The sequence below is a fragment of the Streptomyces sp. NPDC045956 genome (assembly GCF_056430705.1).
The window spans coordinates 46670-60824 of sequence record NZ_JBWKKZ010000019.1 but is presented as its reverse complement, the minus strand read 5'-3'; the positions used below and the strand labels follow the sequence as shown (position 1 = coordinate 60824).

The window sequence follows — 14155 nt, the reverse complement described above, 5'->3', positions numbered from 1 at the left end:
CCCGTCCGCTGCGCTCCCGGAGCTGCGGGGCGTTGCCCCGCCGGGGTGGCCCCCGCTGCGCTCCAGTCACCCGGCCGCACCCGCTGCGCGGGCACGGAACGGGCCTGCGGCCCGGGCAGCGAGGAGGGAGGATGGCGGGGGGTGGTGACTCTGCATCAGGTGAAGCCCCATGTAGCTTTGGCAGAACCAGGCCATCCCCGTGCTTCAAAATGCAGCACCAGACTGACTCTGGAACCAGACCCTACCCCCGTTCGATGTGGGCCACCCAGGTAACGGCCTGGACTTTGCTGGGGACTTCCCCGATTCGCTGTGCGGCGGCTCGGTAGCAGTCGGCGAGTGTGTTGTATCGCGTGACTGCTCCCAATCCTCGCTCGCGCTGGCCGTAGATTTCGCGTACGGCAATGTCGTGTGCGTGCCGGTCGATCACTACGGCTTCTGTGTTTTCCGGGTCGGCAATACACACGTAGAAGCACCCCGTCTTGATATGCATGGGCAAGACTTCGCGGGGATCGGTACCCGCAATGATGCGATTGGCTTTGGTGATCGCGTCACGGACGTGCCCGCTCGCTTCACCTTCGATGAATGCTATACGGGCGAGTCGGCAATTCTCCGACCAACTCTTGTTGGCGGACAGTGCTGCGAGCACTCCCGCACCCTTTCCGGTCTCCCCCTCTGAGATCTCTGCGGCGAATTCGTGTGCGGTGTGGTACCACGTGCGGCCACGTCGCTGCTGGTCGGGCGTAGCGTTGTTCCACATGTCCACGATGGCCTGAGTGTACGCGGCGCGCTGCTCTTCGGTGCTCTTGACCGGGATCATGGTTGAGTCCTCAAGGGTTTGTGAGCGCGCCGCGAAATGGTGAGGAGCGGGCCATTTGGGCGGCTCAACTCAGGTGGGGCGGCGCGGTGGAGGAGAGGGCCGGAATGCGGGGGGAGGTGCGGCCCTCCCCCCGCATCGGTGGCTACTTGGTGCGCGGGTGGGGGAATGCGGGAACGTGAATTCCGGCGAGTGCGAGTAGTTCCTTGCAGCGGTCGAGGGTGAGGCCGGTGGTTGCATCTCGGGTGTCGATTCCGGTGAATACGGCGGTGCCGTGGTGGTCCTGGGGTGCGGACGCGATCGCGCTGAGAATGGCGGTGGCCGGCGGGTTGTGGGAGCCGGTGTATCCGTCGGCGTTGAGCCATACGGAAAGGTCGGGGGAAAGGTCGGTGACGGTGATGTTGGGGGAGTCGATTTCCCTGTAGAGGGCGCTGAGGTCGGCGGGGGAGTCGCCGGTGAATTCGATGATCTTGAACGCGGCGCTGGGGCGGATGATCACGGCGAAGGATGCGGACATGGGTGTCCCCTCTCATGGGCGTGCGTGGTGTGGGGTGTTGGCCGACTGCCACCGCCAACCAACAAGAAAAGTGTATCGCGATTTAGCTACTTCCGCGATCACTATGGCCACATTTCCGCAGGTCAACCCATATGGAGTGGCGGGGCGGGGCCCGGTCGTCGCGCCGCCGATCCACGCCGCGCAGCGGTGAGGATCTGCCCGTCCGGTCGCCGCAGGCGGCGGGGCATCGCGCAGCGACTGCCCCGGGTCCGGGCGGGCCCGCCGCAGGCCTGCGCAGCAGGCCTGCGGCGGGGGTGGAGCAGCGCGAGCGCGCGCAGCGGGCGTCCGGGACGCGCAGCGAACCGGTGTGCTGCCCACCCGGGCGTGAGCGCGCGCAGCGCGCGGTCTGGGGTGCGCAGCACCCCAGACACGCCCCCGGCGGGGCGGCAGCCGGGCCCCGCCCCGCTGCTCCCCAAGGACAGGTGAATCAGGGCCGGGCTCTTGCTGCGCCCTGTCATCCCTGCGGCTGGTGCGCCCACTGCGGCACGGCCGGACGTGGCAAGGGCCCCCAGGGGTGTCCTGAGGGCCCTTCAGTCTGTGGCAGCGGTGCTTATGGCTTTGTTCACGAGAACGGGTTCTGGCTCACTTTCCGTGGAGCTTGCACGCTGAGTGACGGTTGCCGGGTGAGTGGGTCCCTAGGGAAGTTGCCTAAAGTGGCCCGTACCGGGTGGGGTGTGGCTGACAATTCGGCCCGTGGATGAAGTGGTGCTTCGGCTGGAGGAGTTACTGTTCCCGTCGATCGCAGACGTGGCGGTGCTGTCGGTCGACGTGAACGACGAGACGGTACGCATAGAGGCTCGAAGCACGGTGGCTGAGGCCGTCTGTCCCGAATGCGGAAGCTGGTCACGGCGGGTTCACAGTTCCTACCTGCGCTTTCCCGCGGATGTGCCCAGCGGTGGCAGACGGGTCGCTCTCTGTTTGCACGTCCGCAGATTCCTCTGTCCGGTCACATCGTGCGGGCAGCGGACCTTCGCCGAACAGCTGCCAGGGCTGACACGTCGGTACGGCCGGCGGACCGAGCGGCTGCGGTCGACGCTGGCCGCGGTCGGGCTCGCGCTCGCCGGCCGGGCCGGTGCCCGCTTGGCGAGCGTGGTCGGCGTTTCGGTGAGCCGCAGCACGGTGCTGCGGCTGGGCGAAGCGTTGCCCGACCCCGAGGTTCCTGCCCCGCGGGTCGTCGGCGTCGATGAGTACGCGACCCGCAAAGGGCGTCACTACGGGACTGTCCTGGTCGACGTCGAAAGCCGGCGTCCAGTCGATTTGCTGCCCGACCGGGAGGCGTCCAGCCTGGCCGCTTGGCTCGTGAAACGGCCCGGGGTGGAGGTGGTCTGCCGCGATCGGGCACCGTTCTTCGCTGAAGGCGCCATGGCCGGGGCACCACAAGCGGTGCAGGTCGCCGACCGGTGGCATCTTTGGCACAACCTGAGCGAGGCCGCCGAGCGATGCGTCGCAGACCACCGCGGATGCCTGCAGGTCCTGGCGCCGGATTCAGCCCAGTCGGCCCCCGAGCAGAAGAAGCTCGAAAACTCCTCCGACTCGCCCTGGCCAAGGGGACACCGCTTCGCTGACCGCACCCGCGACAAGCACGCGGCCGTCCGCGAACTGCTGGCGGCCGGGCTCAGCCGGAGGGCGATCGGCCGCCAGCTCCGCATGACCTCCCGCACCGTCAAGCTCTTCGCAGACGCAGCCACCCCGGAGGACCTCTTCCGCGGGCAGTGGCAGGGACGGCCATCCAAGCTGGACGCGTTCAAGCCCTACCTGGATGACCGCTGGAACCAGGGCTGCACCAACGCCTGGACGGTGTGGGAGGAGATCGTGCCACTCGGCTATCAGGGCAGCTACCAGCGCGTTCGCGCCTACTTCCGGGAGAAGCGGACCTCTCCCAACCCGATCACAGCTCGGTCACCGTCACCCCGCGTCGTCGCCGGCTGGATTCTCCGACGCCCCGAGCCCCTCCCAGAGATCGACCGCCTTCGACTCAAGGCCGTCCTGGTCCACTGCCCCGAACTCGACGCCCTCACCACTCATGTCCGGTCCTTCGCCCAGATGCTCACCGAGCGCCAGGGCGAACGGCTGCCGCAGTGGCTTGATGCCGTTCGGCGCGACAACCTCCCCAGCCTCCACACCCTCGCCGCCGGCATAGAACGTGACCGCGATGCCGTCATCGCCGGGCTCACCCTGCCCTGGAACTCCGGCGTGGTCGAGGGACACGCCAACCGGATCAAGATGCTCAAGCGCCAGATGTTCGGCCGGGCCGGCTTCGCTCTCCTGCGGAAGAGGGTTCTCCTGGCCATCTGACCACAGCCACTCGTAGGGTGATGGGGACGAGAGAAGAGCATGATGGATCCCCGCATACCCCGCCTGCGTCGCAAGCTGGCCGCGATCCCTTTCCAACCCCTGCGCAGTCACTCCTTCGGAGAAGAGGAACACGAGTTTCGCCTCGGTCCGAAGCTGGCGGAAGCGCGCGTCGCTGCGTTCGAAGCCGAGCACGACATCGTCCTGCCCGACGCCTATCGGCAGTTCCTCACGCAGGTCGGCGGCTCAGGCGCGGCGCCGTTCTACGGCCTCATGCCGCTGGAACGATGTTCCCTGATGGTCATGAATCCGCGCGGAGAACCAGGGACGCCCCGCGGCTTCGACGGCAGAGAACCCAAGGCCCACGGACGCGATCTCTTCCTCCACATCATCGAGATGGGCTGCACCGACGTATGCCTCATCGCGGTGACCGGTCCCCTCACCGGCCGCGTCCTCATCGGTAACAGCGACGGGTACTGGGGTCCCAATGTCTCCTCCGCCATCGACTTCCTCGACTGGTACGAACGCTGGCTCAACCACATGAGCGCCGGACGCGACAACCGGGCCCTGGAACTCACCTCGCCTCGGCTTCGTGCTCATCCAAGCCGCCACCGCCTGGCTCCGAAGATCTGACTCTTCGTAATCACTCCACGGAAAGTGAGCCAGAACCGCGCAGGCTTGCCCGCAAGACCGCGCGGGTGGCGGACATCGCCCGCAACGAGGCGCCCGGCCGGATGGGCCAGTTCGTGGACTGGCACATCGAAGAGGGCCCGGACGGTCTCCAAGGGGTCATCACCTGCGACCACCCGGCGACCCGCTTCGTCCTCGACGGCACCCGGCCGCACATCATCCGGCCGCGCCGGGCGAAGGCCCTGCGGTTCGAGTCGGGCGGCCAGGTTGTGTTCGCCGCGTACACCAGGCACCCGGGGACCAGGCCGAACAACTTCATGGCCAGGGCGTTGCGTATCGGCAGGTGATCGCGGCCGGGTGCGATAGTGGCTGTGCGCGGTCAGCCCTGGGTGGGTCTGGACCTTGAAGAGGCCCCGGGACCTGGTCCCGGGGCCTCTTCCCATGCGGCCGGTCAGTAGCTGCCGCTGTCGCAGCTCGACGAGCTGCTGGAGCTGGAAGCGGCTCACACGATCCCTTGGTGATCAGGTGGCCAAGACGGCACTCAAGAGCCAGTACTCCCCGCCGCCCACCTCTGTCCGCTGTGCGACTGCAATCGCTGTCGGCACATCCATTTCCGGCAGAACCATCACTCCCACGGTCCCTCCCCGGGCGATAGCGAAAGAGGCCCAAGCATGAATCTCGGGCTCCTTCGGCATCTCGAATCGGGCTGGCTTTTCATCAGCGGAGAAGGTGAACGCCAACCGGCCATCAGGTTCGACTGCCCATCGCGTACGAGACTCGTAAGCTCGCGCCGTGCGTTCCCGGGGGACGAAGCCATGACGCGCGATGAATTCGTCCAACTCGTTGCGCGGCACAGTAGAAGGCACCGCCAGAGCAAGCACGGGAGTCATGAGACCAGAAAGCTCAAGCGCGACCGGCAGGCCTACAACCGGGGGCATGTTCTCCGTCACCGTGGTGACTTTTCGCCCACCCATTGACGCTTCCCCTCGACGACCCACATCTCCGAAGCTGGAGCACTCCCGTAAGGGAGGATCCTAGACTGGCGATGCCGGTTCTGCTCAACTTGCCTCGTGCTTGGGTGCGGTCCCGGCGAGTGTTCGGACACGGGGCGGGGCAAGTGGGCGCCGCAGCCGTGGTGTCCCTGTCCTGCATGAGAGCCTACTTCGGGACCACGATGAGCCGTCCCGCCTGGCGGTCTTCCTCACCGGCCACTGCCCGGCCTGTCAGCCCTGCCAGGCGGTTTCCCCCCTTGCCCCCCGCCAGACGTTCACGCCCTAGTGCGGGAAGTTCTTCCTTCACACCCGATGACGCCGGATGAGTTCAACAGCCTATCCTCCAGAGTCCCGTGCCCTTCTCTCCCAGTGTCCAAGTCTTCCACGTCATGGTGGCTTTAATTCCAACACACTTGTTGGCCGTGCCAGTCACACCGACGGGGCCAGCGTAATAGGCATAGTTGCCCGAGTCTTTGTCCATTACTGGGGTTTGGGTGCATGGCTGTCCCTCACCCGAACTCTCCTCGCATCGAACGATGAGGGCAGATGTAAAGGTGGCGACGCCGTAAGCAGGGCCACGGTGATATACGCAGAGACTGTTAGTGCCTCCGTTGGAGGAGTTGTAGTAGACGACCACTTCCATAGCGATTTCGGTTGGGCTGCCTTGGTATTGCTCCCGGAAGGTGACCGTCCCGGAACAGGAGACGGCGGCCTGTGCGGGTGACGATACGAACAGGTTGATACCCATGACGGTTGCCAAGGTCGTGAGTAGCACCAAGGTGCGACGGGCGAAGCGCATCTGGATCCTTCCAGAGGGTCGGTGAGGCACGCTGCTGAGTGCAGGTGAGGCGATGTTGATCACAGCAGGGCAACACACTAGCGAGATCGTAGGACTGTCGTACAGATGCCGTGCTCGCCACGAGGGGCGGGCCGGCAACCGCCGTCGCGGCGCACCGGTCACAGCACTTGAGCACCTAGGGGGTTTCGTTTGGATCACCGAGCCGACCAGAGGAAGATGCCCGCGATGTGGAGTCCGGCGAGGTAGATGGTCGCCGTCTTCTCGTAGCGGGTGGCGATGCCGCGCCACTGCTTCAGGCGGTTGATGCACCGCTCGACGGCGTTGCGCTGCTTGTACATCTCCCGGTCGAAGGCGGGCGGTCTGCCGCCAGCCTGTCCATGCCGCCGTCGGTTGGCTTGCTGGTCGGCCCGTTCCGGGATCACCGCGCGGATGCCGCGTCTGCGCAGGTGGTTCCGGATCGCGCGGGAGGAGTATGCCTTGTCGGCCAGGACCATGGCTGGCCTGGTGCGGGGGCGTCCACGGCGTCGTGGCACGCGCAGGCGGGCCATCACCTCCATGAAGGCGGGTGCGTCGCCGGCCTGTCCGGCGGTGAGGTAGAAGGCCAGCGGCCGGCAGCGGTCGTCGGCCGCGAGGTGGATCTTCGTGGTCAGTCCACCGCGGGACCGGCCAATGCCTCGCTTCGCGCGTCGGCGAGACTCGCACTGGACCGAGTTCTTGGGGACGGATCAGAGATGGCTACCGGCTGGGTGGACAGCGCCGACGCCGATCAGTGGCGGCGGGAAGTGCGACAGATCCTCCAGGCACTCGAAGCACCTGCTGATCACTAATAGTGACTGGTTCACGGAAGTCGTGCCAGAACCCGTTCTCCTGGACAAAGCCAGTGCTTACCGCTCCCGGCGCCGGGCGGCGCGTGCAGGGGCTGTTTCGTCGGTCCAGGTCATCAGGCGCCAGCGGTCGCCGTCGTGGCCCGGGGCGCCCCGCCACGGCTCCAAGGTGTGCATGAGGCTGTTCCAGAGGTCGAGCCGTTCCCGCAGCGTCTGCGGGGTGGGGTTGGCGAGGGTGTCTCGCATCTCATCGATCTGGTAGCCGACGGCTTCGTAGAGGCTCTGGGCGATACGGGTCTCCAAAGCGGTCGGCTGGTAGCGGACGGCCACTTCGTCGAGCCGCGCCATGATGAAGCTCTCGATGGCCGCGGCGTCGGCTTCAGTGATCGACGAGGCGTAGACGTCGAGCGGGGCATCGGGGGGAAAGGCGCCGTCGGGGAGTTGGGTCCTCTTCATGGCGGAGCGTCTCCTGTCAGCTGGTGCTGTCGAGGGCGTTCACGAGGTCGGCGGGCGCAGGAGTCGTGCCGGTGGCGAGGTGCCGGACGCCGTCGCCGGGCGCGGGCCATGCTGCGCCTTTGCCGAGCGGGTGCCGGCGGGAGGACGCGGTGCGCCAGCCGTACCGCTCGGACCACACCAGGGCGGGGGCGGGCGCCGCGGGGGCGTCCAGGACCAGCGCGGCGACGCACACGTCGTCGTCGGGGTGCTGGATGGTCGGCGGGGTGTCGGTGGAGCTCCACCCGCGCGCGTGCAGCGCCTGGGCAACGGCGGTGAGGTAGGGGCGGGCCTGGCGGCCGCGGAGGATGGCGTCGGCGCGGACGGTGGCGCGGCGGGTCTGGCTGGCTGGGTAGTCGAGCGCTGCGGCGGCCTGGGGGGCTGTGAGCGCGCGTTGCTCCATGAGATCGGCCATCCGCTCCGCGCGGCTCTGTGTCAGGGCGGCCTGGGCCGTGTTGCGGTGCACGCCGAGGGTGTCGGTGACGGCGGCCGCGGTGAGGGCGGGGTCGGCGTCCAGGAGCTGGGCGACGCGCGCGGGCAGCTGGTCGCGGGGGACCTGGTCCCCGGAGCCGGTAGGCCGGCCCCCGCCACTGCCGCCGGTACGGCGGCGGGGGGCGGGGGTGTAGTCGCGCACGATGTGGCGGGGCCAGTGCTCGACCCCGCCCACCCGCACCATGTGCTCGCTGACGGCCGGGTCCTTCCTACGGCGGTCCCACACCGACAGGGGCACCCCGCTCAGCGCGGCAGCCTCCTGACGGTCCAGCAGGTCCTCGTCGTCATCCGTCGTCGGCAGCGCGGGGACGGGGCGCCCGGCCAGGTACGCCTCGACCTGCTCGCCGTCGTAGAGGCGGGTCCGGCCCGCGTTGAGCGGCGCGGGGAAACCCTCCTCCTGGTGCTGGCCGCTGTTCAGCAGGGTCTGCAGGGCGATGCCCTGCTGCGCGGCGATGTCGGCGAGAGTACGCACCAGGTGCTGGCGTCCGGCGCGGATCATGTGGGCCTCCCAGTCCGGCGCACCGCCGGAGTTGTCGAGAAAACGGTAGGTGATTCCGCTACCGGGCTACAGGTCGAACTCCACGTGCTCGACGTCGGTGAACTCGACCTCCAGGCCTCCGGCACGGCGGCCGCCGTCGCGGAAGTAGACCTCGCCGAGCGCTTCGGCGGCCAGGCCGCGCAGCTGCTGCTCGCTGGCGCCGGCGTTCTGCGCGTCGAAGAGGCGGGCGGCGTGGTGCGGGGGCAGGGCGAGCGTGAGGTGCCGGACGCGGGCGTCGTCGGTGGTGCCGACCGGCGCGGTGAACCCAAAGCGGGCCCGGGTGTCGATGATGATGCCCGCAGTGCTGGCGGCCTGGCGGCGGGCCCGCTCGCGTACGCGGGGCTGCCAGCGCTGGCGCACGGCGTCCTCCAGGCGCTGCGCCAGGTCCGCGCGCGGCCGGCGGATCTGGTCCTTCACGTAGCGCTCGACGGTGCGCTGCGAGACGCCAAGCAGGCCAGCCACCGCGCGGGTGCCCTTGAGCTGCTTGACCAGGTAGCGCATCTGCGCGCCGGCTGACTTGGGGATGGGGCGGGTGAACGCGCCCTGTACGGCACGGTTGAGGCCGTCTCCGATGATGCCCACGGGGCCACTCCTGTTCATGATCGGCTGTGGGGGCCACTGCGGGGCGATCACGGGCAGGATGGAGGAAAGTCTCCAGCCCACCCATGATCGCGCCGCACAGCGGCTTCCAGGGCGGTTAGCGGGCCGGTTCCGGTTCTTCCGCGCCGGACATGTCGCGCAGGCGGCTGTAGTGGAACTGGTGGGCCACGGTGACGGTCGCTGTGGGGCCGTTGCGGTGCTTGGCCACGATCAGGTCGGTTTCGCCGGACCGTTCGGACTCGGGCTCGTAGTAGTCCTCGCGGTGCAGCAGGATGATCGCGTCGGCGTCCTGTTCCAGGGCGCCAGAGTCCCGCAGGTCGCTCACGGCCGGCCGTTTATCCTGCCGCTGCTCGGGTCCGCGGTTGAGCTGGGCCAGGGCGATGATCACGGCACCGGTGTCGGAGGCGAGGATCTTGAGTTCGCGGCTGATCTCAGTGACGCGGTCGTAGGTCGACTGCCGGTTGTTGCGCTGGTCGGTCTGCATCAGCTGGAGGTAGTCGACGACCACGAGCGGCGCGCGGCCGGTCTCTCGGATGACGGTCTTGATGCGGGAGCGGATGCGGGCGGGGCTGACGCGGGCGCTGTAGTCCATCCACAGCGGCAGGCCCTTCAGCTCCGGGGTGTACCGGTCAAGGCGATCCCAGTCGTCCTGGGTGAGGCTGTCGACGCCGTCGCGGATGTGGTGGAACGCCACCCTCGCCCGGGCCGACAGGATCCGGTTGCTGACTTCGGCCCGGCCCATCTCCAAGCTGTGCACCAGGGTTGGGCCGCTTTTGCGGGCGTTGGCGGTGGCGACACCGAGCGCGAACGCGGACTTGCCCATGGCGGGGCGGGCGGCGACCAGGATCATTTGGCCGGGCATGAGTTTCATCAGGCTGTCGAGGTCGGTGAACCCGGTGACGGCCGCAGGCGGGACGGAGACGGCCAGGCTGTCCAGGTGGGCGTCCAGGTGGTCGCCGAACCGGCCGAAGGTGTCGTTGTCGTCCTGGTCGTCGGCGGCCAGGGACTCCAGCTCCGCCTGGTGGGCGGCGATCGTGTCCGGCACCGACAGCGGATCTGCCTGGCGAGCGCCCTGCATGCCGCGCACGAGGGCCTGCTGGTAGCGACGTACCTGCGCGTAGCCGTGCACAAGGTCGGCGTAGTGGCCGGCCTCGACCACCGAGCAGGCCTCGCTCGCGAGCCGGGACAGTCCCACAACGCCGCCGGCGCGCTCGAGGTCGCCGGTGCTGCGCAGCTGTGCCTCTACCGCGGGCAGTCCGGTCGGACGCCCTGCGCCATGCAGCCGCTGCACGGCCAACCACACCAGCTCGTGCGCGGGCTCGTGCCAGTCGCCATCGCGCACTGCACGGGCCACGTCGGCGACTGGGTCGTATGAGGGCGTGGCCATCAGGCAGGCCCCCAGTGCCCGGTTCTCGGCCTCAACGGAGACGGCTTGTTCCTGGTCAAGAGTCATGGTCACTTGGCCGTCTCCATTTCGTTGCGGGTGGTGGCGGGGTGCGTGCATCGCCGCTGTGGGGCGTCGTCGTCGTCGTCGAGCAGCCAGCCGTACTCATCGCACGCCGGGCAGGCCTCGATGACATCGCGCACCGCGGCCGTCGACCGTGAGCCGCTACCCGGCGCGGGAGCAGTTGCGGGCTGCGGGCGGACCAGGGCGTAGCGGCGCAGGTCGCGTACCCACCCGGGCAGGCACTTGGTCCAGGAGGCCGCACCACCCGTGTTCTTCAGCACCTCCGCTTCGAGCAAAGCCGTGTACCCGGCATCGGCCCCCACCAGGGACGGCCAGCCCTGCTCACGCATCGTGCGCACAAGCTTTGGTGCACAGCTGCGCGCGGTTGCCGCGCCCGCCTGCCACCGCTGCATCTGCTGAAGGAAGTCCTCAGCCGCACGGATCTCCTCCGGAGCAGACTCCTGCGCCTCCTCCCGCTGTGACGGAAGCGCACCCGAGGGACGCGTGGGAGGGGTAGGGGAGGAGGAATCCTCCTCCTCCGGGGGGTGTGGGGGGGAAGCGATTCCGTTTCCCGGAACCGGGGAAGCGTTCCGACCTGCGGGAACGTGCCGTTTACCGCTTCCCGGAACGCCGGACCCGTCGTTACCGCTTCCCGCGTTCCGGGAAGCGTTCTGACCTGCGGTTTCGCCTGCTTCCCCGAACGACGCTTCCGGCGTTCCGGGAAGCGTTACGACCTGCGGCTTTACCCTCCCGTGATCTTCGCTCTCAGGGGCCGTCGGGGACCAGTCCGGATTCCAAGCCGGGTTGTCGAAGACCTCGTAGACGACCGGTCCCTTGCGGCCGGGCTTGGTTGGGTGCGGCAGCTGCGTCCGGCGCACGTAACCGGCGTCCAGCAGCCGGGAGAACGCCTCGTACACGGCGTTCCTGCCTACCAGCTCCCGCGCGTTCTTCGCGGACCGGATACCGCGCTCCTGGAGCTGCTTCCAGACGCTCAGCGGCGTGGACTCCACCCGGGAGGCAAGGTTGAACATCACCTGGAGAAGCACGACGTAATCGAGGCTGTGCACCAGGTCGCTTCCGACACCCATGTGCCGGGGGACAGAGACGCCGCTTACGGGCGCCTGCGCTGCTGTCAGTCGCCCCGTCTCATCTACGGGACGGCTATTCGATGTGTGTTGCTGGCCGTACAAGGAGTGATCTCCCCAGGTAGGGGAGTCGTGACCAGTAGATGTGACCGATCAGAACCCGAGAGTAGTGGCGTTGCGCAATCTGTGGCGCATACTCTGGGTAGAGGTGACCACGAGGGCCGAAGGCCCGCGGGTATCACCCCCGGCGAGGTCACCTCACCGGATCACGACTCAAGGCTTGGCAAGGGCGATTGAGTCGGACTTGGAAGCGGCTCCTGTTGTGGCGACAGGGGCCGCTTCGCATTACGGGGACCGAACGGAGCGAAACACGGTCAGCTCACCTTCGTGAAGTCGTAGCCCGCGGCTGCATCGGGGTGCTTGGCTGCCAGCCTCCTGAGGAAGTGCGCATAGGCCGCAAGATGCCTCGGACGCGGCTTCGCAGCTCCCACCTCCCACCGATTGAACGCCACGCGAGTGATCCCAAGCGCGCGCGCGACGTCCTCCTGGGTCAGGTCATCTGCCTTGCGGAGACGCGCGCGGACCTCAGGAGGGGGCAGCGGGTGCACGCGGGCAATCAGAGCGTCTACCGCTTGTACTAGATCGGACATCGATCTCGCCTCCTTGCTCTGCGTCGAGATGAACTATACAAAGATCTTGACAAGCGGTGGGGGAAGTTGACGGTGTGTCACCAACCGGTTTGGTCTAGGGCCATCGCCAGCCGAGGTTGTGTAGGGCTTCGGCCTGTGCCCTCACAATGGCGCGCAGGTCTTCTTCGTCGGCGACGTCGGCGTATGCGGCTTGGGCGGTGGTCTGGCCCGGGTGCTTCCGGTAGTAGCCACCTGGCTTCTCGATCATCCACCCGTCTGAGACGGCGGCGCAGCACAGCACGACTGCAATCGCCTCCCATGCCGGGATGGCCGGCCATGCGCCTACCGCGAACAGTAGGGGCTTCCTCACCGTCAGGTGAGTTCCGAGTACCGGGAAGAGGTCGTTGTCGTAGCCCTCAAGTAGGTCCTCGTAGGGCAGGGGGCCCTCGGGCGGGTCATAGGGACCCGCCGCGGTCGAGCCGTCAGGGAGCAAGTCCAGTCCAGCTGAGATGCACCAGCCGATCTCGGGGTGCGCCTCCATCGTGCTGATGTCACGGGCCAGGCCGCCGGGCACGATGACGTCGTCCGCGTCCAGCGTGCGCACCAGTTCGCCGGTCGCGCGCGGCAGGGCCATGGTGCGCGCGACGCCAGCGCCTCCCTTGCTCGCCATGCCGGGTGAGATCCAGGGCTCATTCGGCAGCTTCTGGGCAGGCTTGCCGGTTGTGCCGTCCTCCTGGACCAGCCACTGAAGATCCCAGCCTTCAGGGAGGCGTGGCCGCTCATCGCGCAGCGACTCGTAGGCCTCGTGCAGGTATGCGTCCCCGCCGTCGTAGACGGGGGTGACGACGCTAATCGTTCGTGTCATGACCAGGGCCTCATGGGGGTTGTGTACCGCAGCTTTACGCGGTCGGCAGGCAGAGGGATTTCAGTGAGTTCTACCGCTGATCCGCTGGTGGCGTAGGAGACCTTCTGGATGCGCAGCACCGGAACCCCTGGAGGGATGTCCTGTTCCTCCATCTCGGCGTCGGTCGGCATGGAGGCCGTGACCCAGTCCTCGATCCGCTCTACTTCGATGCCGACGGTGTGCAGCTGGTGGAGAGCGCCGCCAGGCCACGGTTCGCGTTCTGGGTCGAACAGTTGCGGATTCCGACTGGCGAGGTCGTGCGGCATGTACGACACGGACCTGCCGACGCCGGCTCCGCGTCGGTGCCGACGCGTATTGACGCGGCGCAGGACAAGGTCGCCGGGCTCGAGTTCAAGAGCTTCGGCTACGTCCACCGACGCCGGAACGACGTCGATGTCTACCAGGTTCTCGTACATGGAGGACACCGGGACCCGGTGCTCCAACTCGGCGACGCCCGTGCCGCGGCGTTCCTCTTCCGGACGCAGCACCATGTCCTTCTCGATCTGGTACCGGGTGTTCGTCCTGACTTGCTGCATCGGCTGGACTCGCACCCGGGTCGTACCGCCGGGCTTGCCAGACAACAGGCCGCGCTCTTTCAGTACCTGGACCGCCTTGCTGACGGTGTTGGGCGCCACGCCGTAGGCCTTGGCGAGTTCCATGATGGTGGGGAAGCGGTCACCAGGTTCGTACTCCTCCCTGATCGCGCCGGCCAGCCTGTCGGCCAGCTCTTGATACTTCGATGCCTTCGCCATAGCTGCACTCTCTCACCCTGTGATCGCCCCATGCAACATGCAACGCAAGTTGGATTCGCAATCCAACTTGCGTTGCATGTTGACCTTGCCGCTCAAGTGTGTCACCTTCTTCTTGCGACCGCATCCATCGCAAGTTGGATGATGCGATCTGGTTTGAAGAAGGGTAGCGATCCTCACACGGATCTCACCTCATGAGCGTCAACAACTCCATACGTCTGGCTGACCGCGTTTACATGCGCGGCCGGGGTGACGAACCACGAGGTCATCCCCGGAGCACAGCCAGGTGAGCCACCCGCAGCCGCTGCGCTG

15 protein-coding genes and 1 pseudogene are annotated in these 14155 nt (G+C 67.5%); 4 read left to right on the top strand and 12 right to left on the bottom strand.

Annotated elements, in window-relative coordinates; translation table 11 throughout:
- Positions 1-241: 241 nt before the first annotated feature.
- A complete protein-coding gene (locus tag AC07FV_RS34290; protein WP_479091628.1) occupies positions 242-817 on the bottom strand; it encodes a DUF7178 family protein in 576 nt (191 codons plus the stop codon).
- Positions 818-959: 142 nt separating this feature from the next.
- A complete protein-coding gene (locus AC07FV_RS34285; RefSeq protein WP_479091626.1) occupies positions 960-1331 on the bottom strand; it encodes a DUF3846 domain-containing protein in 372 nt (123 codons plus the stop codon).
- 732 nt (positions 1332-2063) lie between these two features.
- Here AC07FV_RS34285 and AC07FV_RS34280 point away from each other — a divergent pair.
- From AC07FV_RS34280 to AC07FV_RS34270, 3 genes are all read left to right on the top strand, one after another.
- Positions 2064-3665 carry an ISL3 family transposase gene (locus AC07FV_RS34280; RefSeq protein ID WP_479091625.1) on the top strand — a complete coding sequence of 534 codons (1602 nt, stop codon included), beginning with the start codon at positions 2064-2066 and terminating at the stop codon, positions 3663-3665.
- Positions 3666-3707: 42 nt separating this feature from the next.
- Positions 3708-4295 (top strand): SMI1/KNR4 family protein, encoded by a 588-nt coding sequence (locus tag AC07FV_RS34275; RefSeq protein WP_479091635.1) that lies wholly within the window; start codon positions 3708-3710, stop codon positions 4293-4295.
- A gap of 65 nt (positions 4296-4360) precedes the next feature.
- Positions 4361-4639: a hypothetical protein gene (locus AC07FV_RS34270; RefSeq protein ID WP_479091624.1), complete on the top strand. Its 279-nt coding sequence runs from the start codon at positions 4361-4363 to the stop codon at positions 4637-4639.
- 174 nt (positions 4640-4813) lie between these two features.
- On the opposite strand, the gene AC07FV_RS34265 is transcribed toward AC07FV_RS34270, so the two are convergent.
- Positions 4814-5242 (bottom strand): hypothetical protein, encoded by a 429-nt coding sequence (locus tag AC07FV_RS34265; RefSeq protein ID WP_479091623.1) that lies wholly within the window; start codon positions 5240-5242, stop codon positions 4814-4816.
- A gap of 1035 nt (positions 5243-6277) precedes the next feature.
- A pseudogene (locus AC07FV_RS34260) lies at positions 6278-6778 on the bottom strand (IS5 family transposase); the annotation flags it as partial.
- On the opposite strand from AC07FV_RS34260, the gene AC07FV_RS34255 reads away from it, so the two are divergent.
- The gene (locus AC07FV_RS34255) at positions 6716-6910 is read left to right on the top strand and encodes a DUF4259 domain-containing protein (protein ID WP_479091622.1); all 195 of its coding nucleotides are present in this window, start codon (positions 6716-6718) and stop codon (positions 6908-6910) included. The pseudogene AC07FV_RS34260 and the gene AC07FV_RS34255 overlap by 63 nt on opposite strands.
- A gap of 57 nt (positions 6911-6967) precedes the next feature.
- Here the strand turns inward: AC07FV_RS34255 and AC07FV_RS34250 are convergent, their stop codons facing one another.
- From AC07FV_RS34250 to AC07FV_RS34215, 8 genes are all read right to left on the bottom strand, one after another.
- The gene (locus AC07FV_RS34250) at positions 6968-7363 is read right to left on the bottom strand and encodes a hypothetical protein (RefSeq protein WP_479091621.1); all 396 of its coding nucleotides are present in this window, start codon (positions 7361-7363) and stop codon (positions 6968-6970) included.
- 16 nt (positions 7364-7379) lie between these two features.
- Positions 7380-8390 carry a DUF6292 family protein gene (locus tag AC07FV_RS34245; protein ID WP_479091620.1) on the bottom strand — a complete coding sequence of 337 codons (1011 nt, stop codon included), beginning with the start codon at positions 8388-8390 and terminating at the stop codon, positions 7380-7382.
- Between the two features lie 66 nt (positions 8391-8456).
- Positions 8457-9011: a telomere-protecting terminal protein Tpg gene (tpg, locus tag AC07FV_RS34240; RefSeq protein ID WP_479091619.1), complete on the bottom strand. Its 555-nt coding sequence runs from the start codon at positions 9009-9011 to the stop codon at positions 8457-8459.
- 115 nt (positions 9012-9126) lie between these two features.
- A complete protein-coding gene (locus tag AC07FV_RS34235) occupies positions 9127-10482 on the bottom strand; it encodes a replicative DNA helicase (protein WP_479091633.1) in 1356 nt (451 codons plus the stop codon).
- A gap of 2 nt (positions 10483-10484) precedes the next feature.
- Complete coding sequence (locus AC07FV_RS34230; RefSeq protein WP_479091617.1) at positions 10485-11543, bottom strand: hypothetical protein; 1059 nt, start codon at positions 11541-11543, stop codon at positions 10485-10487.
- 392 nt (positions 11544-11935) lie between these two features.
- Entirely contained in the window at positions 11936-12211 is a 276-nt protein-coding gene (locus AC07FV_RS34225; protein WP_467810312.1) for a helix-turn-helix domain-containing protein, read from the bottom strand.
- Between the two features lie 94 nt (positions 12212-12305).
- Positions 12306-13055, bottom strand: coding sequence for a glycosyltransferase (locus tag AC07FV_RS34220; RefSeq protein ID WP_479091615.1), 750 nt, complete (start codon positions 13053-13055; stop codon positions 12306-12308).
- Entirely contained in the window at positions 13052-13846 is a 795-nt protein-coding gene (locus AC07FV_RS34215) for a GntR family transcriptional regulator (protein ID WP_479091613.1), read from the bottom strand. Before AC07FV_RS34215 ends, AC07FV_RS34220 begins: the two co-directional genes overlap by 4 nt.
- Positions 13847-14155 lie beyond the last annotated feature (309 nt).